The organism is Streptomyces sp. enrichment culture, assembly GCF_964273255.1.
Lineage (GTDB): Bacteria > Actinomycetota > Actinomycetes > Streptomycetales > Streptomycetaceae > Streptomyces.
Genome location: NZ_OZ186835.1, coordinates 6,319,468 through 6,341,549, shown reverse-complemented (window position 1 = coordinate 6,341,549; position 22,082 = coordinate 6,319,468). Strand labels below are relative to the sequence as shown.

Below are 22,082 nucleotides of genomic sequence, written 5' to 3'. Positions count from 1 at the left end.
CCACGCCCCCGAAGTCGGCAAGGATTCACCGCATGCACACCCCCCACGTGGACGCACCGACCGCTCCGCCGGACCCGCGCCCCGCCGCCCGGTCCGCCGGCGTCCTGGCCCTCTGCTCGGCGCTCCTGCTGCTCCTGGTGGCTCTCCGCTGGCCCCCGCTGCTCGGCCTGGACCGCGCCGTCTCCCGCACCACCCACCGCTGGGCGGTCGAGCAGCCCGGACTGACCCGGGCGGCCCGGATCCTCACCGACTGGGTGTGGGACCCGCTGACCCTGCGGGTGCTGTGCGGCGCGGTGGTCGTCCTGCTGCTGTGGCGGTACGCGGCCCGTTGGACGGCGGTGTGGCTGGTTCTGACGGTCGCCCTGGCCGCGGCGCTGCAACAGGGAATGAAGGCGGCCGTCGGCCGGCCCCGCCCCGTCTGGCCCGACCCGGTCGACTCGGCCCACTACGCGGCCTTCCCGTCGGGCCACGCCATGACCGCGACCGTGGTCCTCGGCCTGCTGCTGTGGCTGCTGCACCGCCGGAGCGCGGGCCCGCGACTGTGGTGGACGGCGGTCACGGTGGCGGTGGTCTCGGTGGCGGGCGTCGGGCTCACGCGCGTGTGGCTGGGCGTGCACTGGCCCACGGACGTGCTGGCCGGCTGGCTGCTGGGCGCCTTCGTGGTGGCCGCGGCGGTGTGGGTCCACGGTCTGCGGCGCCCCTGACGCCACGGGCGCTCCCACCCCGCCCGCGCCCCGCGGACCAGGGGGAACACCGCTCCCCTCGGGCGATCCCCCGCGTCGCCCGAGGAGAACGGCAGCCGGAACGGACCCCGAAGGGCCCCACCGGACGCGCTGAGTATAGTTGGCTGCCAGCCAGTCAACGCAGGAGTCAAGCATGTCCCCGCGCAGCGCCTCGGTCAATGAAGAGTTGCGAAGGCGTTCGAAGGAGCGGCTGCTGCAGGCCGCCGTCGAGGTGGTGGGCGAGCGCGGCTACGAGGCGACGACCCTCGGCGACATCGCCGACCGGGCGGGGGCCGCGCGCGGTCTGGTCTCGTACTACTTCCCCGGCAAGCGCACCCTGGTGCAGTCCGCGGTGCACCGGCTGATGCACCGCACGCTGGAGGAGGCGCTGGAGCGGGAGCCGCGCACCGAGGACGGGCGGGAGCGGATGGCGCGGGCCATCGACGCGATCCTGGGTCTGGCGCAGGACCGGCCGGTCCTCATGCGCCAGCACATGGCGGGCCTGCTGCAGGCGGAGGGGTTCGTGCCCTGTCCCGAGCAGCGGCGGCTGGCGGAGCTGCTCAGTGACACCGTGGCGCGTCACGGGTCGTCCGACGTCGGGACCGACTACCCGATGCTGCGCGCGCTGCTGATGGGCGCGGTGTTCGCGGCCCTGATGCCGGGGGCGCCGATGGAGGTCCCGGTGCTGCGCGCGGAGCTGTTCAAGCGCTACCGCCTCGACTGGGAGATGGGTGTCCCGCCGGGTACCGAGGCACCCGGCGGGACGCGTGGGCCGGGCCGGACCGACCTGTCACGGTTCTTCGCGACCGGGCCGGCCCCCGGCCGTCCGGTGCCGCACGGCCGTTCCGGGCCGGAGGGTCAGTCGAAGTAGTCCGGCTGCGTCTGCGCGTTGAGCTCACGCAGGTGGACCCGGCGGGCCGGGTCGGTGCGCCGGTCGTCGACCCGCAGGACGTCCAGGCCCTTGGCGATGTCGTTCGAGTAGATGTAGCCGTTGTAGTAGTACGCCGACCAGGCGCCGCCGGTGACGAGGCGGTCGGTGGTCAGCGGCCCGCGCTCGAACCAGGCGATCTCCTTGGGCTTCGAGGAGTTGGTGAAGTCCCAGACCGAGACGCCGCCCTGGTACCAGGCCTGGACCATCAGGTCGCGGCCCCTGACGGGGATCAGCGAGCCGTTGTGGGCGACGCAGTTCTCGGTGTCCGCCTGGTGGCGGGGGATCTTGAAGTAGCTGCGGAAGACCAGCTTGCGGTGGTCGCCGCGGCCCTTGATGTCGTAGATGCCGTTGGCGCCCCGGTGGGGTCCGACCTCCGCGTTGCAGGTGGCACCGCCCCCGCCGCCCAGTTCGTCGGTGAAGACGACCTTGTCGGCCCTCTGGTTGAAGGTCGCCGAGTGCCAGAACGCGAAGTTGACGTTGTCCTGGACCCGGTCGATCACCTTCGGGCGCTCCGGGTCGCGGATGGAGAACAGGATGCCGTCGCCCATGCAGGCGCCGGCCGCCAGGTCCTCGGAGGGCAGCACGGTGATGTCGTGGCAGCCCGTGGTCTTGGAGACGCCCGGGTTGGTGGGCGCGCCCGGGTTGCCGCCGCCGTCCGGGCCCTCGCCGGGGAAGAGCACCGGGAAGCCGACGACCGCCGCCTTGTGCGGGGCCTTGCGCGGCACCTTGATCACGGAGATGCCGTCGTGCGGCGGCTGGCAGTCGGGGTAGGAGGCGCTGGGCGAGTACGAGGACACGTAGACGTAGACGTTCCTGCGCTCGGGCACCAGCGTGTGGGTGTGGGAGCCGCAGGCGGTCTCGACCGCGGCGACGTAGCGCGGGTTGCGCTTGTCGCTGATGTCGAAGACCTTCATGCCCTCCCAGGAGGACTTCTCGGTCGCGGGCTGGGTCGTGCTGTTGCAACTGCTGTCGCTGCGCGAGGAGTCGGTGGACAGGAACAGCAGGTCGCCGGAGACGGAGATGTCGTTCTGCGAGCCGGGGCACAGGACCTGGGCGACCGTCTTCGGCGATCTCGGGTTGCTGATGTCGAAGATGCGGAAGCCGTCGTAGTTCCCGGCGAAGGCGTACCGGCCCTGGAAGGCCAGGTCCGAATTGGTCCCGGGCAGCGCGTCCTTGGGGACGTTGGCCACGTGCCGCATGTTGCGGGAGTGGGCGACCTCGTCCTGGCCGGGTATCTCGCCCTTCTCGATGGCCGTGCGGGCTTCGGCACGGTCGCTCTGCGACACCTCTTTCGGGGCGGTCGGCCCGTCCCCGGGGCCGGGGATCGCGGTGGCCGGGGCGGCGGTCAGGAGTGCGGCCAGCAGTCCGCCGGCCGCCGCGGCAACGGAGAGGCGTCTGCGACGGGTTCGGGATCGGGGTAACAGGATCACTGTCGTTCCTCCCTGGTTCCGTTGGTGCGGAACGGTTTTCGCTCCGGCAGTATCGTTGTAGCCATGCACATATCAAAAGGGGGCAACGCAGCCGCACCGAAGTTTTCCGACCGGCGACATGTGGAAGCGTGCCTCAGCGGCCACAGCCGCTGACGAGGTGTCGCACGCTCCTGCCCACACCCCCGCCCCAGGAGGTCGATGTGCTCTTCTGCCGCCCGCCCCGCTCCCCCGCCCGCCCGGCGGGACCGGCCGTTCTTCCCGCCCTCGCCGTGCTCGCCGTCCTCGGCCTGGCCGCCTGCGACTCGGGGTCCGGGGGCGACGGCGACGCGGCCGCGAAGCCGGGCCCGTCGGTCATCGCGCCGGGAGAACCGGGAGGGGAGAACCGCACCCTGTCCGCCGCGGAGGCCGCCGAGCAGCGCGCCGAGGACGACTCCCCCAACGCCGCCGACGTCTCCTACACGCGGATGATGATCGTCCACCACGCCCAGGCCCTGGAGATGACCGAACTGGCCCCGGACCGCGCCGAGTCCGGCAGGATCGTCAAGCTGGCGGAACGGATCGCCGCCGCGCAGGGCCCGGAGATCGAGGCGATGCGGGGCTGGCTGAAGACCCACGGCCGGACGGAGACCGACGACGGCCACGGCTCGGGACACGGGGCGGGCCACGACCACGCGACCATGCCGGGCATGGCCACCGCGGCTCAGCTCAAGCAACTGCGGGCGGCCGAGGGGAAGGCCTTCGACCAGCTGTTCCTCACCCTGATGATCACTCACCACCAGGGGGCGATCACCATGGCGACGGACGTGAAGGCACAGGGCAACAACATCCGGATCGAGGAGATGGCCGACGACGTGGTCGCCCAGCAGACCAGCGAGATCACGCGGATGCGCGCCCTGCTCTGAGCGGCCCCCGCTGCGGGGGCGGCCGGATCAGCGCCGGGCGTGGCGCGGGGTCAGCAGCCCGGCGTCGCGCGCCCGGCCGATGAGCCGCAGGGCCCCGCGCCGGCTGTGCCCGGTGGCCCCCATCACGGCGAGCACAGGGTCGGCGCCCTCGCGCTGGGCGGCCCGGTACTCGTGGGCCGCGAGCCGCCGCCCCTCGGTGCCCCGCGGCCGGGCGGCGCGGCGCCGGTGCGCTCCGCCGCCGCCCCCGTCGGAGGGCGGCGCGAGCGCGCCGCACGCCCGGGCCAGCGGCTCCTCGATCCAGTCGGCGAAGGCCGCGAGGTCGTCCGGGCAGAGCGCGGGCCGGGCCCGGAGATCCTCCACGCCCACGCCGTCCTCGGACACCGTCACCAGCCCCTCGACCCGTGCGCCGTCGGTGAACGCCAGCCGGACGTGGAACCAGCGGGTCGCGCGCTCCCCCTCCCGCACCGCCCACGCGGGCCACACGGACACCGCGCCATCCTCCGGAGAACGATCACAAAGAGCAAGAAAAGTGGCCTCAAGCACAAACACAACGTAATCGCGTGATCACTTTTTATACGGCCGAACACGCACCGGAAGAACCGCACGGCACCCTGTCAGCTCAGCCGCCGCGGTGCGATGCTGGAAGCACCGGTACTCCCCCTCGGATCCCCCCGGCTCCGCCCGCCGGACCGGGCCGCTTCTGGGGAGCGGAGTCCGGTGCCGTGCCGCGCACGGCGCAGCAGAGCGGCGGGGCGGAGCCCCGGCCGGCACGACAACGGGGCGGGGCCGCGGTGCCGGGGCCCGCGAGCCCGGCGCGATCCGCCCGCGGGGGCCCCGGGTGAGGAGTTCCGCCGTGCTCCGTGTCGCCGTCGTCGGTTCCGGACCCAGCGGCTGCTACGCCGCCCAGGGGCTCGTCCAGCAGGACCCCGGGGCGCGTGTGGACGTCCTGGACCGTTTGCCCTGCCCGTACGGCCTGGTCCGGTACGGCGTGGCACCGGACCACGAGAAGATCAAGTCGCTGCAGAACAGCCTCCGCGCGGTCCTGGAGCACGACCGGGTGCGCTTCCTCGGCGGGGTCCCGGTCGGCCCCGGCGGGGTGCCGGCCGCGCGGCTGCGGGAGCTGTACCACGCGGTGGTGTACTGCGTGGGCGCGGCCACCGACCGGCGGCTGGGCGTCCCGGGCGAGGACCTGCCGGGCAGCTGGTCCGCGACCGACTTCGTGTCCTGGTACAGCGCCCATCCGGACACCCCGGGGCGGGACGCGGCCGGCGGCCCGGCGGGCGCCGGGTTCCTGCGCGGGGTGCGGTCGGCCGTGGTCATCGGCGTGGGGAACGTCGCCGTGGACGTCGCGCGGATGCTGGCGCGCCGCGCGGCGGAGCTGAGCCGGACGGACGTGCCGGACGCGGCGCTCACCGCCCTGGCGGCGAGCACGGTGACCGAGATCCACATGGTCGGGCGGCGCGGGCCGTCGCAGGCCCGTTTCACCACCAAGGAACTGCGCGAGCTGACCACGCTGCCGGACGCGGGCGTCGCCGTGGACGCCGCGGAACTGGCCCTGGACCCGGCCTGTGCGGACCCGTCCGCCCTGCCGCCGGCGCAGCGGCGCAACGTGGAGGTGCTGCGCGGCTGGGCCGCCGCCCCCGCCCCGCGGGCCCCTCGCGTCATCCGGCTGCGCTTCTACCTCCGCCCGGTCGAACTCCTCGCCCGCGACGGCCGGGTGGCAGGGGTGCGCTTCGAGCGGACGGTGCCGGACGGGCGGGGCGGGGTGACCGGGGCGGGCCGCTACGAGGACGTCGGGGCCCAGCTGGTGCTGCGCTCCGTCGGCTACCGCGGCGTGGCGCTGGACGGGCTGCCGTTCGACCCGGCGAGCGGCACGGTCCCGCACCGCGCGGGACGGGTGCTGCGGGACGGGGCCGCCGCCCCGGGCGAGTACGTCGCCGGCTGGATCAAGCGCGGCCCGACGGGCGTCATCGGCACCAACCGGCCGTGCGCCAAGGAGACCGTCACGTCGCTCCTGGCGGACACCCCCGTGCTCCTGAACCGCGAGGTTCCCGCGGATCCGCTGGCGGCGCTGCGGGCGGAGGGCGTCGATCCGGTTCCCTGGACGGGCTGGCGGGCCATCGAACGGGCCGAGGCGGCACTCGGCGCGTCCCTGGGCCGCGGCGTGGTCAAGCTCCCGGACTGGGAGTCCCTGATGGCGGCAGCACGCTCCGCCGGGCCCTGAGGGAGCGGGTCCGGCCGGCCCGGGGGGACACGGGGCCGGCGCAGGTGGCGATCGGGAGGCGCCGGGGTGCGGCCGTGTTCACGTGCCCGGGCATCCTCGCGCGCCCGCACCCCCGACGGGGGTGCGCCCCTTCGGACGGAGCGGACGGCCGGGCGGGCGGGGCCGTCGCCCCCGCGGGCGGGTGCCGGGCGGCCCCGGACGGCGGCCGGGACGCGCGGCGGCGGGGCGGTCGCGCCGTCTCATGCCCCGCCCGCGCCTTCTCATCCCCCGCCCGCGCCGTCTGATCCCCCGCCCACCCGGGTGCGCACCTCCTCGGTCAGCTCCCGCTGGTAGCCGGTGTAGGCGGCGCGCAGGGTCTCGCCCGGCCAGTCGGGGGGCAGGAGCGGCGGGGGCAGCACGGGGTCGGTGCGCAGGTGCCGGACGACGGCGGCGAACGCGGCGAGACGGTCGGCCGGGCGGCCGGCGCGGCCGATGTGGTCCAGGAGCGTCCGGGCGGTGCGGGCCCAGGCGTCCAGGGGCCACAGCGCGGCCGCCAGTTCGGGCGCGGGACGGGCGGGGCGGGCGGAGCAGCGCTCGGCCACCTCGTCCAGCTCCGCGGGCAGGGGGCGGACGAGGTTGTCCGGCCGGAGCCAGACGCCCTCGCGCAGTTCGGCGAGGCGCAGAGCGGTCAACCGGGTGCGCAGCTCGGCGCGTTCGGCGGGGCCGCGACCGGTGGCGGTGACCACGACCATGTCCCAGTCGCCGTGCCAGGGGCGGGTGCGGGGGCGCAGTGCCTCGTCCTGGCGGCGCTGGCGGGCGAGCAGGCGGTCGCTGAGCCGGTAGCCGCCGGTGTCCGTGCGCAGCAGGTCGCCCGCGGCCACCATGCGGCTGAGCGCCGCCCGCAGCGTGGAGCCGCCGACCCCGAACCCCTCCACCAGCCGCCCCAGGTCCCGGGCCGGCAGTTCCGGCGGGTGGGTGCCGAGGAGCAGGCTCAGGACGACCGAGCGCGCGGACAGGGGCCGCGGCGGCAGGTCGCCGGCCGGGTCCGGGGCGTTGGTCCGCATGACTGCGTACTCTACGGCGCCACCTCGCTGTTGCATCATTGCTGCAACCGTAGGGGAAGTGCAACACTCGGCTCCATGGCGACCACATACGCGGACGAACGACAGTCGGCCCCCGGTGAGCCGGGCGGCCCGGGCCCACAGGCGCGCCCCGCGGCCGACGGCGGCGCGGCCACCCACGAGGTGACCAACCAGCCCGGCCCGCTCACCCCCTACGACGCCTCCGACGACACCGCCCTGCTGGAGGGGCTGCGCCGGGAGGGCGCGGGCTGGGCGGAGGAGGACGTGCGGCGGCTGGGGCGGCTGGCGGGCAGCGCGCAGGTGCAGGAATGGAGCGACCGGGCCAACCGCCACGCGCCCGAACTGCGCACGCACGACCGGTACGGACACCGCGTGGACGAGGTGGACTTCCACCCGTCCTGGCACCACCTGATGCGGACCGCCGTCGCCGAGGGGCTGGCGGGCTCCCCCTGGGCGGACGGCCGGCCGGGCGCCCACGTGGTGCGCACCGCGGGCGGACTGGTCTGGGGGCACACCGAGGCGGGCCACGGCTGCCCGACGTCGATGACCTACGCCGCGGTGCCCGCCCTGCGCCGGCAGCCGGACCTGGCGGCGGTCTACGAACCCCTGCTGACCAGCCGGGAGTACGACCCCGCGCTGCGGGTGCCCACCGACAAGCCCGGGCTGCTGGCCGGGATGGGGATGACCGAGAAGCAGGGCGGTTCGGACGTCCGCACCAACACCACGGCGGCCACGCCCACGGCGGAACCCGGGGTCTACACCCTGCGCGGGCACAAGTGGTTCACCTCGGCCCCGATGTGCGACGTGTTCCTGGTGCTGGCCCAGGCCCCCGGCGGGCTCTCGTGCTTCCTGGTGCCCCGCGTCCTGCCCGACGGTACCCGCAACACGTTCCGCATCCAGCGGCTCAAGGACAAGCTGGGCAACCGCTCCAACGCCTCCTCCGAGCCCGAGTTCGACGGCACCGTCGCCTGGCTGACCGGCCCGGAGGGACAGGGTGTGAAGACCATCATCGAGATGGTCAACTGCACGCGGCTGGACTGCGTGATGATGTCGGCCGCGCTCATGCGGAAGACGCTCGTGGAGGCCGGCCACCACGCACGCCACCGCACCGCCTTCGGGGCCCGGCTGGTGGACCAGCCGCTGATGCGCAACGTCCTGGCGGACCTGGCCCTGGAGTCGGAGGCGGCCACGACCCTGACGCTGCGTCTGGCCGGGGCGGCCGACCGCGCGGTGCGCGGGGACGCCGGGGAGGCGGCATTCCGCCGGATCGCGACGGCCGTCGGCAAGTACTGGGTGACCAAGCGCGGCCCCGCCTTCACCGCCGAGGCGCTGGAGTGCCTGGGCGGCAACGGCTACGTGGAGGACTCCGGCATGCCCCGGCACTACCGGGAGGCCCCGCTGCTGTCGATCTGGGAGGGGTCGGGCAACGTCAACGCCCTCGACGTGCTGCGGGCGCTCGGCCGGGACACCGCCACCGGCCGGGCCCTGTTCGACGAACTGGCCCTGAGCCGGGGCGCGGACGCCCGGCTGGACGCGGCCGTCGCCCGGCTGGAGGCCCGCGTGCGGGAGGGTTCGCAGGCGGGGGCGCGGCGCCTGGTGGAGGACATGGCGCTGGCCCTCCAGGGCTCCCTGCTGGTCCGCCACGCCCCGCCCGCGGTCGCCGACGCCTTCTGCGCCACCCGGCTCGGCGGCGACTGGGGCCACTCGTTCGGCACGCTGCCCGCCTCGGCCGGTGTCGGCGCGATCCTGGAGCGCGCCCTGCCGACGGGCGGCTGACGCCCGCGCCGCCGGTGGCGCCCGGCGCTCCCCCGCCGCGCGTCACCCGGACCGCCGCGACCTCGGCGCGGTACCCCGCGCCGAGGCGTCCCCCTGCCCTCGCGGGCCCGGCACACCGCTGCGACCTGGGACGTCGCCTGATCCAGAGGTGACTGTCAGTGGCCGGGTGCAGACTGACCCGTGTCCGGATCAGAGGCGTCGGGGAAGACGCCGCGGAGGTGATCGGCATGACCGAGGTACTGCTCGCCGTCGGCACCCGCAAGGGTCTGTTCATCGGGCGCCGGCGGGGTGGCACCTGGGAGTTCGACGAAAGTCCCTACTTCAACGCACAGGCCGTGTACTCGGTCGCCCTCGACACCCGGGGGCCGGTCCCGCGGCTGCTCGTCGGCGGCGACAGCTCGCACTGGGGGCCGTCGGTGTTCCACTCCGACGACCTCGGCCGCACCTGGACCGAGCCGGCCCGCCCGGCGGTCAGGTTCCCCAAGGACACGGGCAGGTCGCTGGAGCGCGTGTGGCAGCTCCACCCGGCCGCGGCCGAGCCCGACGTGGTCTACGCGGGCACGGAACCGGCCGCGCTCTACCGGTCGGAGGACCGGGGCGAGACCTTCGAGCTGGTCCGCCCGCTGTGGGAGCACCCGACCCGCTCCCAGTGGATGCCGGGCGGGGGCGGCGAGGGCCTGCACACCGTGCTGACCGACGAGCGCGACCCCCGGGCGGTGACGGTGGCCGTCTCCACCGCGGGCGTGTTCCGCACCCTGGACGGCGGCGCCAGCTGGGCGCCGTCCAACGCGGGGGTCTCCGCGGTGTTCCTGCCCGACCCGAACCCCGAGTTCGGGCAGTGCGTGCACAAGGTCGCCCGGGACGCGGCGGATCCGGACCGCCTCTACCTGCAGAACCACTGGGGTGTCTACCGCAGCGACGACGCCGGCGCGCACTGGACGGACATCGGCGAGGGCCTGCCGTCCACGTTCGGTTTCGCCGTGGTCGCGCACCCCCACCGCGGGGACACCGCCTACGTGTTCCCGATCAACGCCGACGCCGACCGGGTGCCGGCCGGGCGGCGCTGCCGGGTCTACCGGACGTCCGACGCGGGCGCCGGCTGGGAGCCGTTGACGGCGGGCCTGCCCGAGGGCGACCACTACGGCACGGTGCTGCGGGACGCGATGTGCCACGACGGCGCGGACCCGGCCGGCGTGTACTTCGGCAACCGCAACGGCGAGGTGTACGCCTCCGCCGACGACGGCGACAGCTGGCGTCAACTGGCCTCCCACCTGCCGGACGTGCTGTGCGTGCGGGCCGCGGTCCTCGACTGATCCCGCCCGCGCCGCGCGGTGGTCCCCTGCTGATGCCGTGATCCCGCCCGCGCCCCTCGGCGGTTGCCGGCCGGGGCCGTTCGCGTCGTGCGGCGGCTTCGGCCAACGGTTGATCACCGCTGCCGTTGCGGCAGTAGGGTGACGCCCGTGGCACCACGACCCTTGCATGAGATCGTCGAAGCGGGCTGGGCGAAGGCCCTGGAACCGGTGGCCGGGCGGATCGCGGAGATGGGGGACTTCCTGCGCGCGGAGATCGCCGCGGGACGCACCTACCTGCCCTCCGGCGCGAACGTCCTGCGCGCCTTCCAGCAGCCCTTCGACGAGGTACGCGTCCTGATCGTCGGACAGGACCCCTATCCCACCCCCGGGCACGCCGTCGGGCTGAGCTTCTCGGTCGCGCCGGAGGTGCGGCCGCTGCCGGGCAGCCTGATCAACATCTTCCGGGAGCTGCACCAGGACCTCGGCCTGCCGCAGCCCTCCAGCGGCGATCTCACGCCGTGGACGCGGCAGGGCGTGCTGCTGCTCAACCGGGCCCTCACCACCGCCCCCCGCAAACCGGCCGCCCACCGCGGCAAGGGCTGGGAGCAGGTCACCGAGCAGGCGATACGGGCGCTGGCCGGGCGCGGCAAGCCGCTGGTGTCCATCCTGTGGGGCCGGGACGCCCGCAACTGCCGTCCCCTGCTGGGTGATCTGCCGTCCGTGGAGTCGGCCCACCCCTCGCCGATGTCGGCCGACCGCGGATTCTTCGGGTCCCGCCCGTTCAGCCGGGCCAACGACCTGCTGATCCGTCAGGGCGGGCAACCGGTGGACTGGCGCCTGCCGTGACCGGCGGGCGGGCCGGGGACACGCCGGCGGGCGCCGGGGCGGCGTCCGCCGGTCCCGCGTTCCTCGCCGTGGACTCCGGCGGCTCGGGGCTGCGGGTGGTGGTCGGCGCCGCAGGGCCGCGCGGTGCGCAGGCCCGCGGCGCATCCCGCACGCCGGTACGGACCGGCGCGCGGGGGATCGACCCCGGCCATTTCATGGAGCAACTGCTCGGCCTCATCCGTCCGTTGACCGCCGAAGCCGGGATCGGCCGACTGGACGCGGCCGTCGTCGGAGCGGCCGGGATGGCCAGTCTGGGCGACGCGCTGCGCGCCGAACTGCCGGACGCGCTGGCCCGGGAGCTGGGGGTGCGGCGGGTGGTGCTGGCGGCCGACGCGGTCACCGCCTACGTCGGTGCCCTCGGGCCGCGGCCCGGTGCCGTCGTCGCGGCCGGCACGGGTCTGGTCGCGGTCGGGACCGACCTCACCTCCTGGCGGCGCGCCGACGGCTGGGGGCATCTGCTGGGCGACAGCGGCGGCGGTGCCTGGATCGGCCGCGCGGGCCTGGAGGCCGCCCTGCGCGCCCACGACGGGCGGGACGGCGGCTCCGCCCGCCTGCTGGCGGAGGCCGAAGCCCGCTTCGGCCCGGCGGCCGGGCTGCCGGGGCAGGTGTACCCGCGCCCCGACCGGCCCGCCGTACTGGCGTCCTTCGCGCCCGGGGTCGGCGCCTGCGCCGCCGACGGAGATCCCGTCGCCCGGCGGATCCTGCGGTCCGCGGCCCGGCACATGGCGGAGGCCGCCGCCGCGGTCTGCCCGGCCGGCGGGACACCCGGACCGCTCGTCGCCGTCACCGGCGGGCTCACCGGGCTGGGCGATCCGCTGCTCGTCCCGCTGGCGGAGGAACTGCAACGGCGCGTGCCCACGGCCCGGCGGGTGCCGGCCGAGGGGGATCCCCTGCACGGGTCGGTGCGGATGGCGACGGACCTCGCGGCCGACACCTTCACGCTTCCGGGTGATGACGCGCTGCTGTCCGTGGTGGACCGCTCCCGATGACGGAGCCTTGGCAGGTGAACGGGCCCTCGGGTGCCCGATATCCGGACGTCACCCATCCGACAAATGCGGACGGATACCGCTCACCTGCACCCTCCCCGAACAGGGGAGCCCGGGAAACCACTAACATGCCGCACCATGAGCACCCCCACTGGGCCCGCGTCCGGCCTGCCAGTACGAATGCCGCGCCCCCGCCAGCCCGGGAGGCACCGCCGCCCCGAACCTCTGGTGGCTCCCGAGGGCGCGCCCGCGCTCGTCCTCGCCGTGCCGGGTACGCCCAGTAGTGCCACCCGCTCCCTCGCCGACGAGGTCGTGAGCATCGCGCGCTCCGAGCTGCCCGGACTGGACGCCCGCATCGGTTACCTGGACGGCGACGACCAGGAGTTCCCCTCGCTGCAGTCCGTGCTGGCGCACGCCGCCGAGGAGCGTACCGCCCGCTTCGAGCAGGCCCGCGCCGCCGGAGCGGACGTGAAGGAGCCGGACGGTCCGGTCGCGGTGGTCGTCCCGCTGCTCGCCGGCCCCGACGGCTCGCTGCTGCGCCGGGTGCGCCAGGCCGTGATGGACAGCCGGGTCGCCGCCGACCTGACCGACGTCCTCGGCCCGCACCCGCTGCTCGCCGAGGCCCTGCACGTGCGGCTGTCGGAGGCCGGTCTGGCCCGGGCCGACCGCGCCCGCCTGTTCACCGTGGCGACCGCCGCGGACGGCATCATCCTGGCCTCCGTGGGCGGGGACGAGGCCGTGCAGGCGGCCGGGATCACCGGCATGCTGCTCGCCGCGCGCCTGGCGGTTCCGGTGATGGCGGCCGCCCTGGACGAGGAGGGCTCCATCGCGTCCGTGGCCGAGCAGCTGCGCGGCTCGGGCTCGCAGCAGCTGGCCCTGGCGCCGTACCTCATCGGTCCGGAGATCGACGCGAGCCTGGTCGAGGACGCCGCCAAGGAGGTGGGCTGCTCCGCCGCCGAGCCGCTCGGCCCCTACCCGGCGATCGGCAAGCTGGCCCTCGCCAAGTACACGACGGCGCTGGGCATCGCCACGCCGCAGGCCCAGGGGTCGCCGGTGCGCTGACGAGCGGGACCCGCTCCACCAGACGCCGACAGAGGCCCGCTCCCGTGGAGGGAGCGGGCCTCTGCCGTTCCCGGCCGCCGGGCGGACGGGCCGGAGGCGGTCCGGCACGGACGGGCCGGAGGCGGTCCGGCACGGACGGGCCGGAGGCGGTCCCGCGCGGACGAGCGGAGGCGGTCCCGCGCGGACGGGCAGAGGCGGTCCCGCGCGGACGAGCGGAGGCGGTCCCGCGCGGACGGGCAGAGGCGGTCCCGCGCGGACGAGCGGAGGCGGTCGCGGCGGGCAACTCCCCGCCGCGGCCTGCGTTCGGCGCGGGCCTCCGCCCGGGCGGGCACGTCCCGCCCCGGCCTGCGTCCGGGTGCCGTCGTAGCCGCCGCCGGGGCCCGGGTGGCACCCCCGGTGGCACGCCTGCACTCCTCCGGGTGGCCGGTACGCGCCTGCCGCCGCGGCCGGCGCTCCGGAGGGCGGCGGGGGCCGGGGCCTCAGCGCAGCACGAGGCAGGAGGCGGCGGTCACCGGGAGGGAGCCGCCGCGGCGCGGCAGGCCCGTGCCCGGGTCGGTCACGAACCAGGTCACGTCACCGGAGCGCTCGTTCGCCACGTAGAGGACGCCGTCCGCCTCGGTCAGGGCGCGCGGCCACCGACCGCCGCAGTCCACGGTGGCCAGGAGCCGGGGCTGCGCCCGCCTGCCGCCGCTCTCCTCGTCCAGCGCGAAGACGGACAGGACGTCCTCGCCCCGGGTCGCGGTCCACAGCCGCCGGCCGTCGGGCGAGACGGCGAGGCCGGAGGGATAGGCGTCGCCGCCGGGTGTGCCGGGCAGGACCGGGACCTCGGTGAGCGGCTGCAGCACTCCCCCGTCGGCGTCCCAGCGGCACGCCAGGAGGGTGGGGCTGAGCTCGTTGAGGACGTAGGCGTGCCGGCCGTCGGGGTGGAAGGCCAGGTGGCGCGGACCCGATCCGGGGCGCAGCGCGGTCTCCCGGTGCAGGACGGGCGCGCCGTCGGTCAGGGTGCAGACCAGCACCGAGTCCGTGCCGAGGTCGACGGCGACCGCCCAGCGGCCGCTGGGGTCGGCCTGCACCTGGTGGGTGTGGGGCCCCTGCTGCCGCTGCGGGTGAGGGCCGGACCCGCTGTGGCGGAGGACTCCGGAGGCGGCGCGGGCCAGGCTGCCGTCGGGGCGGACCGGGACGGCGGTGATGCTGCCGGAGCCGTAGTTGGCGGTCAGGAGGTGTCCGTCGAACAGGCCGAGGTGGGTCGGCCCGCTCGCGGCGACCGGCACCGGCCCGCCCGCCGGCTCCAGCCCGTCCCGGGTCACCCGCAGGGCCGCCACCGCTCCCTCGTCGGTCTCGCTGACCGCGTACAGAGTGCGCCCGTCGGCGGCGAGGGCGAGGTAGGAGGGGTCGGGCACGCCGTCGAGGGTGCTGAGGGCGGTGAGTGCGCCGTCGGGGCCGACGGCGGCGGTGACGATGCCGGGCCCGCCCGCCGCCGTGAACGATCCGATGTGAGCCCGTCGCCCGCCGTCCGCCACCACTTCGCCCCTCTCGTCGCTGCTGGTCCGGGGCGACCGTAGCAGTCACCTGCGCGGGGGCCCGGCCCCGAGGGGGCGGTCCGGGCCCGGCCTCAGGCTCCGACCAGCGGAGATCCGGAGGGGGCCCGGAGCGGCGCGGCGAGTTCGGCGAGCGCCTTCTCCAAGCCGTGCAGCGGGGCGTGGTCCGGGACGCTCCTCGGGTCGCGGGAGGCGATGTCGCGGCCCTCGGTCAGTGCTTCGACGGCCGCTTCGACGCGGCGGCACGCGGCGGCGAGGCGGGCGTCCTGGGACGCCTCCGGGTCGCTCACGACGGCGACCAGGGTGTGCAGTTCGGCCGCGCAGTCGTCCAGCAGGGCGAGCACGTGGCGGGCTCGCCGCTTGCGGTCCGGCACGGGGTGCAGCGGATGCACCAGCGGGGCGACCGAGAGGCGCACCCGGGCGAGCAGCTGCTCCAGTTCGGCGACCCGGGGTGCCGGGTCCGCGCCGTCCGCACCGGCCAGCCGTGCCGACGCCTCGGCGGTGCAGGCGTGGACGCAGCGCAGGGCCCGGCGGATCCAGTGGTCGGTGACGCTGTGGGTGGTGACGGGCAGGACGAACGCCACGGCCAGTGCCGCGCCGAGGGCCCCGACTCCGGTCTCGACGAGCCGGAGCGCCAGCAGACCGGGCGTCAGGACGCCGAGGAGCCCGTAGAGCATGGCGGCGAGGACGGTCACCCAGAGCATCATCCAGGTGTAGGAGAGAGCGGCCGTGTAGAAGATGCCGAACACGGACACCGCGACGACGACCACGGTCGGCAGGGCCGCCCCGTGCGCGGGCACGGCGACGCAGAGCGCCAGGCCGATGCCGAGGACCGTGCCCAGCACCCGCCGGAAGCCCCGGACCAGGGTCTCGCCGCGGGAGGCGGTGTTGACGAAGGCCCACCAGGTGGCACCGACGGCCCAGTACCACCGTTCCCCGGAGACCAGCTGGCCGACGAGCAGCGCGAAGCCGGAGCCGGCGGTGGCCTGGACCGCCTGGCGGGTGGTGACCCGGGCCAGGCCGGTTCCCTCCGGCGGGGCGGGCGCGGCCGCGGGGGGCAGGCGGCGCTCGTAGCACCACAGCCCGAAGCGCACCGCCGCCGCGGCGAGCACGGACAGCAGGACGGCGGCGCACAGCTCGGGCAGCACGCCGGGGGTCGCGTGCAGGAACTGGGCGACGAAGTAGGTCATGAAGGCGAACACGCCGAGGCTGTGTCCGCGCGGGCCCCAGCGGCGGGCGTACACGCCCAGGGCGACGACGGCGAGGAAGGTCAGGTCGCGGGCCACGGGCCGGTCGTGCAGCAGGGCGGCGGCGGCCAGGACGGGCAGGCCGACGGCGGGCAGCAGGGCCGTGGTCACGGCCTGTCCGCGGACGGTGGCGTCGGTGACGGTGAACAGGGCGAGGAGCGCGGCGAGTCCGCCGGTGACGGCGCCGGTGAGGGAGTGCCCGGCCGCACCGCACAGGGCGACCGCCGCCCCGATGCCGAGCACGGCCCGCGCCGCGAAGCGCAGCCGCACCCGGTCCGGGTCCGGCGCGGTGAACACCCTCTTCAGCACGTGTGGACCGCCCCTCGTGATCGGTGTGAACCGGCATGCAAAAGGCGCCGCGGGGGTCCGCAGCGCCATCGACCCCCATATCTGAGCATCCTCGGCACCGACGGCTCAACCGGCCTCCGTGGCGGTGGTCCATTGGCCCAGTGACCGGGGCGCGGAGCGGGCCGTCGGCGTGCCATTGGCCACCCGCTCCTGGTCCGCCGATCGGCGGGTCCGCAGGGCCGTTGGTACAGTCGTGGCGACCGGCGCCGGGCCACCGGGACGGCCCCGGGGCCGCCGACGGACCGGGAGGAGGCCGCGCGCCGTGGCCGTGGACGAGCTCGACACCCGCATCCTGCGGCTGCTGCTGGAGCAGCCGCGAACGAGCGTGCGCGAGTACGCCCGGATCCTGCAGATCGCGCGCGGCACGCTGCAGGCCCGCCTGGACCGGATGGAGCGCGACGGCGTGATCACGGGCACCGCGCCCTCCCTGTCGCCGGCCGCGCTCGGCCATCCCGTGCTGGCCTTCGTGCACATCGAGGTCACCCAGGGCCACCTCGACGAGGTGGGCGACGCCCTGGCGGCGGTGCCGGAGATCGTGGAGGCCTTCTCCATCACCGGCGACGGGGACCTGATGACCCGGGTCGTGGCGCGCGACAACGCGCACCTGGAGGACGTCGTCCAGAAGCTGATCAACCTCCCGGGCGTGGTGCGCACCCGCACCGAGGTGGCGCTGCGCGAGCGGGTCCCGCACCGGCTGCTGCCGCTGGTGGAGTCGATCGGCCGGGCGGCGGTCCGGTAGTCCGGCAGTCCGGCAGTCCGGGAGTCCGGGAGTCCGGGAGTCCGGGAGTCCGGGAGTTCGGCAAGGGCTGGCATCCTGGCCCCCATGAGCACCTTCGGCACCCTGTCGGTCATCTTCGATCTCGACGGAACGCTGGTGGACAGCGAACCGAACTACTACGAGGCGGGCCGGCGGACCCTCTCCGAGTACGGCGTCCCGGACTTCACCTGGGAGGAGCACGAGCGCTACGTCGGCATCAGCACCCGGGAGACGATCGCCGACTGGCGCGAGCGCTACGCGCTGCGGGCCCCGGAGGAGGAGATCCTCGCCGCGAAGAACCGCCATTACCTGGATCTGGCGGGCTCCGCCACCCGCGCCTACCCCGAGATGCGCGCGTTCGTCGACGCGCTGGCGGCGGACGGGGTGCCGATGGCCGTGGCGTCGGGCTCGTCCCCCGCGGCCATCGAGGCGATCCTCGCCGTCACGGGGCTGGACACGCTGCTGCGCACGGTCGTCTCCGCCGAGGAGGTCGCGCACGGCAAGCCGGCACCGGACGTCTTCCTGGAGGCGGCCCGCCGGCTCGGCGCCGACCCGGCCGACTGCGTGGTGCTGGAGGACGCGGCACCGGGCGCGGCGGCCGCCCGCGCGGCCGGCATGCGCTGCATCGCCATCCCCTACGTCGCCGCGCAGGCCGACGCCCCGGAGTTCGCCGCGGCGGATCTGTTGCTGCGCGGCGGTCAGCGGGAGTTCACGGCGAAGAGGGCGCTGGAGTGGCTGGAACAGCAGGCCGGACGCGGATGAGGGGGCGGCCCGCCGGGTGGTAGGGGCGCCTTGGGCCGACAAGTCGGGCGCCCGTGGGGGCGCGGCAGGACGGTTCGCGCCGTTTCGGCACCGCGAGGGAAAATTTCTCGCCGGACGCTGATTGTCTTGCCGCTTCCATCCGTACTCCCTGGTGTTGGGCCGTTCTTATCCCAGGAGGCACGATGCGCATCTCGCGCAGCACGGCAGGAACCGCGTTCGTGGGCGGAGCCATGATTCTCACCCTCACCGCGCTGGCCTATCCCACCATGCTGGGCGTGCAGAACACCTCGACCAAGCAGGACCGGGTGGTGGCCAACACCAACTACGGCCCCCTGACCGAGGCGGACCGCGACTTCGTCGTCAAGGTGCGCGCGGCGGGGCTCTGGGAACACCCCTTGGGGCTGATGGCCATCGAGCGAGGGACGACGCCGGAGATGAAGGAGGCGGGCGAGCACCTGGTCGTCGGACACGGCCGTCTCGACGAGAGCTGCCGCAAGATCGCCCTGGAGCTGGGGATCACGCTGCCGAACCAGGCCTCGCCGCAGCAGGAGGGGTTCGTGCAGACCGTGGAGTCCACCACCGGCAAGGAGTTCGACTCCGTGGCGGTGAACATCATGCGGGTGACGCACGGTCAGATCTTCCCGGTCATCGCCAAGGTGCGGGCCAACACCCGGAACACGCTGGTCCGGCAGCTGGCCGACCAGGCCAACGACACGGTGCTGGACCACATCACGGTGCTGGAGAAGACCGGCCTGGTCAACCACGAGCAGGTCAACTTCCAGCAGACGAGCCCCCCCAAGATGCCGGAGGAGCAGGTGACGCCGCCGGCCCCGGCCGCGGGCGCACCGGTCCTCGTGCTGAAGATCCCGAAGGAGCTGGAGGACCTGAACACCGCGTCACCCGCGCCGACCCCGGCGCCGACGGTGAAGTGACGGCGGAGCCGCCGTGGGGGTCACGGCGGCGGCCGTCGCACCGTCTCAGGACCCGCGTCGGGGAGTGCCCCGGCGCGGGTTCTTCGGTGTGCCGCCGCTGCCCGACCGGCGGCCCCCGGCCGAGCTCCGGCCGCCGGCCCGCTCCTGCCTCGGCTGCTGCCGCTGTTTCGGCTGCTGCTGCTTCGCCTGCTTCTGTTTCGGCTGCTTCTGCTGCCGCTGCTTCTGTTGCCGCTGTTCGGGCTGCTCCTTCCGCTGTTCCGGCGCCCGGCCCGCCTGCTGGGCCCGGCGGCCCCGGGTGCTGTTGGCGGTCCGGCCGCGGACGATGCCGATGAAGTCGTCCACCAGGTCCGTCGTCGCGTCCTCGGGCCAGGCCAGGGCCACCCCGGACTCGGGGGCTCCGGTGAGCGGCCGGTGGGTGAGGTCCCGGCGGTGGTGCAGCCGGGCCAGGGACAGCGGCACCACCAGGACGCCGATCCCCGCGGCGACGAGTTCCACGGCGTCGGCCGTGGTGGCCGGGCGCTCGAAGGCCGGGCGGCCGGGCGGCCGGTCCCAGCCGAGGACGTCGTCGAGGGGATGCAGCACGATCTCGTCGGCAAGGTCGTCCGGGGACACCTCGTCGACGGCGGTGATCACGTGGTCCTTGGGGACGACCACCACGGTCTGCTCGGTGTAGAGCGGGATGGCGCTGAACACGGCCCGGTCGACGGGCAGCCGGACGAGACCCGCGTCGGCGTCCCGGCTCGCCAGCAGCTCCGGCGCCCGGGAGGCGGGGACCTGCGTGAGGGTGAGGGGGACGTCGGGCAGCCGCTCGTTCCAGATCCGCACCCACTTGCCGGGCATCACCCCGGGTGCGTACACGAGCCGGAACGAGGGGGACACTTCCGAGCCTGTCACCCGGCCAGGTTACCGGCCGTGGTCGGCGGTCGCGCACACGCTCGATACGCTGGGCGCCATGACGTCGCACCAGAACACCCAGACCATGAAGCCCGCGACCGCGGCGAAGAAGCTGGGTGTGTACCTCGAGGCCACCCCCGCCGAGTTCCGCGAGGGCGTGGTCTCCCGGGCCCAGCTCAACGCGCTCCAGGCCGACCCGCCCCAGTGGCTGCGCGACCTGCGGCGCGACGGCCCGCACCCCCGCCCGGTGGTGGCGGCGAAGCTGGGCGTGTCGATCGCCGGCCTGGCGCGCGGCGGGGTCACCGAACCGCTGACCACGGAGCAGATCGAGGCGTTGAAGCAGGAGCGCCCCGAGTGGCTGGAGCGGGAGCGCGCCACGCAGGCCGAGGTCCGCAAGGAGACCGCGCGCCTGAAGCAGCGCGACGCCGAGCGCGCCGCCGGGAAGGACTGAACGGGCCGGCCCACCGCGCCACGGCTCCCTCCCCATTCCCGCGGCTCCCACTGCTCGCGCAGGCGTCTGCGACACCGCGGGCCCCCAGGACCCCGCGAACGCCGCCCCGCGCCACCCCTTCCGACGGATAGAAATATCCACCAGCATGGGGCCAGCACGCGCCCGCGCGGCGCAGCCGACCGTGCCCGGGGTGGGACATGCAGAGCCTCATGTGGAAGCAAGCCGTCGAATGGCTGGCCGCGGCGGCCACCGACCCCCAGGCCTGCAAGCGGGCCTGGGACCACGGCAACGGCACCGCCCTGCTGGCCGCCGGACGGTACTGGGACGTGCTGAGTGTGCCCGACCGCCTCGGTCTGCTCGCCCTGGACGTCCTGTGGCGCGATCCGCTGAAGACGCCCGGGCCCACGCTGGTGGACGTGACGGCCCGCCGGGTGGGTTTCTTCCTGCCGCCCGATCCGTGCAGCGAGTGGGTCGGCTTCGGCGTGCGGCACGTGGGCCGGGGCTCCTGGGTCGCCGTTCCCCCGCCGTACCGGCCCGCCGGACGGCTGGAGTGGCTCGTCCCGCCCGACGGCAGCGGGACGCTGCACGCCCCCGACCCCCTGGAACAGGCTCTGCGCAAGGCCACCGGCACGCTCGCCGTGCTGGCGCCGGTCAGCGCGGAGCCGGTGGGGCCGGACGGCTGGTGAGGGCTTCCCCGGCGGGTACGGCGCCCGGGTGCGGGGGCCCGTCGTCCCGGTCGGGGCGGCTGTCGAGGGGCACGTCGGCGGGGGTCACCGGGCCGTGATCGCCCGGCCCGCCGGAGGTGCGGTCACCCTCCTCTCCGGCCCGGGTGGTCCCGGGGGTCGCGGGGACTTCGGGGGTCTCGGCGACCTCTCGGTCCTCGGGATCTCCGGGGGGCCTGGGTGCCTTGGCGGCCTTGGATGCCTTGGCGGCCCTGGCGGCCTTTGTGGCCCTGGCAGCCTTTGTGGCCGCCGTGGCGTCGCCGCCGTGGCCGTCGCCGGGCGGGGCCGGAGGGGCCTCGGTGACGGGCCCGTCGGAACGGACTTCACCGCCGGGACCGTCGGTACGGCATCCGTCGCCGCCGGGACCGTCGGTACGGCTTCCGCCGCCGGGTGCGACACCCGGTCCGGTCGGGCGAGCCGCGCTGCCGGACCCGTCGTCGTCCAGGGTGGCGGGGCCGGCGGAGTGCTGCCCGTCGCCGCCCGGGCCGTCGGAGACGGGTCGGCCGTCGGCGCCGTGGGCGGTGGCGCCACGGGCGCCGGGCCGCGCCCCGCAGTCGTCGGAGGGGCCCGCCGGTGAGGGGGCGGGCGTCCGCCCGGCGGCCGGGGCCAGCAGGGGCCGTGGGACGCGGAAGGGCACGGACCGCGCGGCCGGCACGGTCGGCGGACGCGTCAGGGCGGCCCCGTCGCCGACCGCCACGGCGACGAAGGCGGGCGGCAGGGGCTCCTGGTGGCCCGGAACCGTCTGTCCTTTGGCCCGCCACTCAGCGACGAGGGCGGAGTAGATCGGCGTGTGACCGTCGTGTCCCGCCGCGGGGTCAGCGGACGGCCGGTGCGCGGCATCGTTCCCGAGAGGGCGCCGCGCCGTCTCAGTCCTGTCCATGTGGGGGCAACGGCGCACCCCGCACCGGCGGTACGCCGGAGGCTCCCCCTCCGCCGGGTCGGGTGACGCTGTCACCCGTACGGCGGAACGTCGTGGTCACACAGGCATCCAGGAACGCGTCCGTCCGTTCACCACACGACCGGCTCGCACAGGAAGCGACAGAGAGAGCCCTGATCATTCCGCTCGACCCGAACACGGTGATCCCCGAGCCGCACCGCCGCCTTGGGGGCCGCCCCGGGCCGTCGACGGAGGACCGGCACCGGCCGCCCGTCGGCGGAGG

General features: G+C 75.4%; 20 protein-coding genes. 14 read left to right on the top strand and 6 right to left on the bottom strand.

Annotated elements, in window-relative coordinates; genetic code table 11:
• The first annotated feature begins 32 nt into the window (after positions 1-32).
• Together ACSU53_RS27690 and ACSU53_RS27685 are read left to right on the top strand one after the other, a co-directional pair.
• On the top strand, positions 33-704 hold the full coding sequence (locus tag ACSU53_RS27690) for a phosphatase PAP2 family protein (protein ID WP_437032084.1): 672 nt from the start codon (positions 33-35) through the stop codon (positions 702-704).
• Between the two features lie 172 nt (positions 705-876).
• A complete protein-coding gene (locus ACSU53_RS27685) occupies positions 877-1,593 on the top strand; it encodes a TetR/AcrR family transcriptional regulator (protein ID WP_437032082.1) in 717 nt (238 codons plus the stop codon).
• Here ACSU53_RS27685 and ACSU53_RS27680 read toward each other — a convergent pair.
• Positions 1,581-3,083 (bottom strand): LVIVD repeat-containing protein, encoded by a 1,503-nt coding sequence (locus ACSU53_RS27680; RefSeq protein ID WP_437032081.1) that lies wholly within the window; start codon positions 3,081-3,083, stop codon positions 1,581-1,583. The two genes, ACSU53_RS27685 and ACSU53_RS27680, sit on opposite strands and share 13 nt — an antisense overlap.
• 200 nt (positions 3,084-3,283) lie before the next feature.
• Between ACSU53_RS27680 and ACSU53_RS27675 the strand changes: the two genes are divergently transcribed.
• Positions 3,284-3,985 carry a DUF305 domain-containing protein gene (locus ACSU53_RS27675; protein ID WP_437032078.1) on the top strand — a complete coding sequence of 234 codons (702 nt, stop codon included), beginning with the start codon at positions 3,284-3,286 and terminating at the stop codon, positions 3,983-3,985.
• Between the two features lie 27 nt (positions 3,986-4,012).
• Here the strand turns inward: ACSU53_RS27675 and ACSU53_RS27670 are convergent, their stop codons facing one another.
• Positions 4,013-4,474, bottom strand: a complete 462-nt coding sequence (locus tag ACSU53_RS27670; protein WP_437032076.1) for a DUF6214 family protein — start codon at positions 4,472-4,474, stop codon at positions 4,013-4,015.
• 364 nt (positions 4,475-4,838) lie between these two features.
• On the opposite strand from ACSU53_RS27670, the gene ACSU53_RS27665 reads away from it, so the two are divergent.
• A complete protein-coding gene (locus tag ACSU53_RS27665) occupies positions 4,839-6,209 on the top strand; it encodes an FAD-dependent oxidoreductase (protein WP_437032075.1) in 1,371 nt (456 codons plus the stop codon).
• 260 nt (positions 6,210-6,469) lie between these two features.
• On the opposite strand, the gene ACSU53_RS27660 is transcribed toward ACSU53_RS27665, so the two are convergent.
• Complete coding sequence (locus ACSU53_RS27660) at positions 6,470-7,252, bottom strand: PaaX family transcriptional regulator C-terminal domain-containing protein (protein WP_437032073.1); 783 nt, start codon at positions 7,250-7,252, stop codon at positions 6,470-6,472.
• A 75-nt stretch (positions 7,253-7,327) separates the two neighbouring features.
• Between ACSU53_RS27660 and ACSU53_RS27655 the strand changes: the two genes are divergently transcribed.
• From ACSU53_RS27655 to ACSU53_RS27635, 5 genes are all read left to right on the top strand, one after another.
• Complete coding sequence (locus ACSU53_RS27655) at positions 7,328-9,046, top strand: acyl-CoA dehydrogenase family protein (RefSeq protein ID WP_437032071.1); 1,719 nt, start codon at positions 7,328-7,330, stop codon at positions 9,044-9,046.
• A gap of 158 nt (positions 9,047-9,204) precedes the next feature.
• On the top strand, positions 9,205-10,359 hold the full coding sequence (locus ACSU53_RS27650; RefSeq protein WP_437032069.1) for a WD40/YVTN/BNR-like repeat-containing protein: 1,155 nt from the start codon (positions 9,205-9,207) through the stop codon (positions 10,357-10,359).
• Between the two features lie 147 nt (positions 10,360-10,506).
• A complete protein-coding gene (locus ACSU53_RS27645; protein ID WP_437032067.1) occupies positions 10,507-11,184 on the top strand; it encodes a uracil-DNA glycosylase in 678 nt (225 codons plus the stop codon).
• Entirely contained in the window at positions 11,181-12,212 is a 1,032-nt protein-coding gene (locus tag ACSU53_RS27640) for an N-acetylglucosamine kinase (protein WP_437032065.1), read from the top strand. Before ACSU53_RS27645 ends, ACSU53_RS27640 begins: the two co-directional genes overlap by 4 nt.
• 135 nt (positions 12,213-12,347) lie before the next feature.
• Positions 12,348-13,271 carry a sirohydrochlorin chelatase gene (locus ACSU53_RS27635; protein ID WP_437032064.1) on the top strand — a complete coding sequence of 308 codons (924 nt, stop codon included), beginning with the start codon at positions 12,348-12,350 and terminating at the stop codon, positions 13,269-13,271.
• 479 nt (positions 13,272-13,750) lie between these two features.
• Here the strand turns inward: ACSU53_RS27635 and ACSU53_RS27630 are convergent, their stop codons facing one another.
• Both ACSU53_RS27630 and ACSU53_RS27625 read right to left on the bottom strand, forming a co-directional pair.
• Positions 13,751-14,791, bottom strand: coding sequence for a lactonase family protein (locus tag ACSU53_RS27630; RefSeq protein WP_437032063.1), 1,041 nt, complete (start codon positions 14,789-14,791; stop codon positions 13,751-13,753).
• Between the two features lie 92 nt (positions 14,792-14,883).
• Complete coding sequence (locus tag ACSU53_RS27625; protein ID WP_437032061.1) at positions 14,884-16,365, bottom strand: FUSC family protein; 1,482 nt, start codon at positions 16,363-16,365, stop codon at positions 14,884-14,886.
• Positions 16,366-16,666: 301 nt separating this feature from the next.
• Here ACSU53_RS27625 and ACSU53_RS27620 point away from each other — a divergent pair, with 301 nt between their 5' ends.
• From ACSU53_RS27620 to ACSU53_RS27610, 3 genes are all read left to right on the top strand, one after another.
• Complete coding sequence (locus ACSU53_RS27620; RefSeq protein WP_437032059.1) at positions 16,667-17,143, top strand: Lrp/AsnC family transcriptional regulator; 477 nt, start codon at positions 16,667-16,669, stop codon at positions 17,141-17,143.
• Between the two features lie 84 nt (positions 17,144-17,227).
• On the top strand, positions 17,228-17,923 hold the full coding sequence (locus ACSU53_RS27615; protein WP_437032057.1) for an HAD family hydrolase: 696 nt from the start codon (positions 17,228-17,230) through the stop codon (positions 17,921-17,923).
• 182 nt (positions 17,924-18,105) lie between these two features.
• A complete protein-coding gene (locus ACSU53_RS27610) occupies positions 18,106-18,855 on the top strand; it encodes a DUF4142 domain-containing protein (protein WP_164333100.1) in 750 nt (249 codons plus the stop codon).
• 45 nt (positions 18,856-18,900) lie between these two features.
• Here ACSU53_RS27610 and ACSU53_RS27605 read toward each other — a convergent pair whose 3' ends face one another.
• Complete coding sequence (locus tag ACSU53_RS27605) at positions 18,901-19,749, bottom strand: LysR family substrate-binding domain-containing protein (protein ID WP_437032055.1); 849 nt, start codon at positions 19,747-19,749, stop codon at positions 18,901-18,903.
• A 58-nt stretch (positions 19,750-19,807) separates the two neighbouring features.
• Between ACSU53_RS27605 and ACSU53_RS27600 the strand changes: the two genes are divergently transcribed.
• Together ACSU53_RS27600 and ACSU53_RS27595 are read left to right on the top strand one after the other, a co-directional pair.
• A complete protein-coding gene (locus ACSU53_RS27600; RefSeq protein ID WP_437032054.1) occupies positions 19,808-20,200 on the top strand; it encodes a DUF5997 family protein in 393 nt (130 codons plus the stop codon).
• A gap of 197 nt (positions 20,201-20,397) precedes the next feature.
• Positions 20,398-20,886 (top strand): hypothetical protein, encoded by a 489-nt coding sequence (locus ACSU53_RS27595; RefSeq protein ID WP_437032052.1) that lies wholly within the window; start codon positions 20,398-20,400, stop codon positions 20,884-20,886.
• Positions 20,887-22,082 lie beyond the last annotated feature (1,196 nt).

Excerpts from the sequence above, each read along its gene's own strand:
- ACSU53_RS27690 (WP_437032084.1), top strand. The coding sequence starts at position 33 with ATGCACACCCCCCACGTGGACGCACCGACCGCTCCGCCGGACCCGCGC.
- ACSU53_RS27685 (WP_437032082.1), top strand. The coding sequence starts at position 877 with ATGTCCCCGCGCAGCGCCTCGGTCAATGAAGAGTTGCGAAGGCGTTCG.
- ACSU53_RS27660 (WP_437032073.1), bottom strand. The coding sequence starts at position 7,252 with ATGCGGACCAACGCCCCGGACCCGGCCGGCGACCTGCCGCCGCGGCCC.
- ACSU53_RS27655 (WP_437032071.1), top strand. The coding sequence starts at position 7,328 with ATGGCGACCACATACGCGGACGAACGACAGTCGGCCCCCGGTGAGCCG.
- ACSU53_RS27635 (WP_437032064.1), top strand. The coding sequence starts at position 12,348 with ATGAGCACCCCCACTGGGCCCGCGTCCGGCCTGCCAGTACGAATGCCG.
- ACSU53_RS27615 (WP_437032057.1), top strand. The coding sequence starts at position 17,228 with ATGAGCACCTTCGGCACCCTGTCGGTCATCTTCGATCTCGACGGAACG.
- ACSU53_RS27610 (WP_164333100.1), top strand. The coding sequence starts at position 18,106 with ATGCGCATCTCGCGCAGCACGGCAGGAACCGCGTTCGTGGGCGGAGCC.
- ACSU53_RS27600 (WP_437032054.1), top strand. The coding sequence starts at position 19,808 with ATGACGTCGCACCAGAACACCCAGACCATGAAGCCCGCGACCGCGGCG.
- ACSU53_RS27595 (WP_437032052.1), top strand. The coding sequence starts at position 20,398 with ATGCAGAGCCTCATGTGGAAGCAAGCCGTCGAATGGCTGGCCGCGGCG.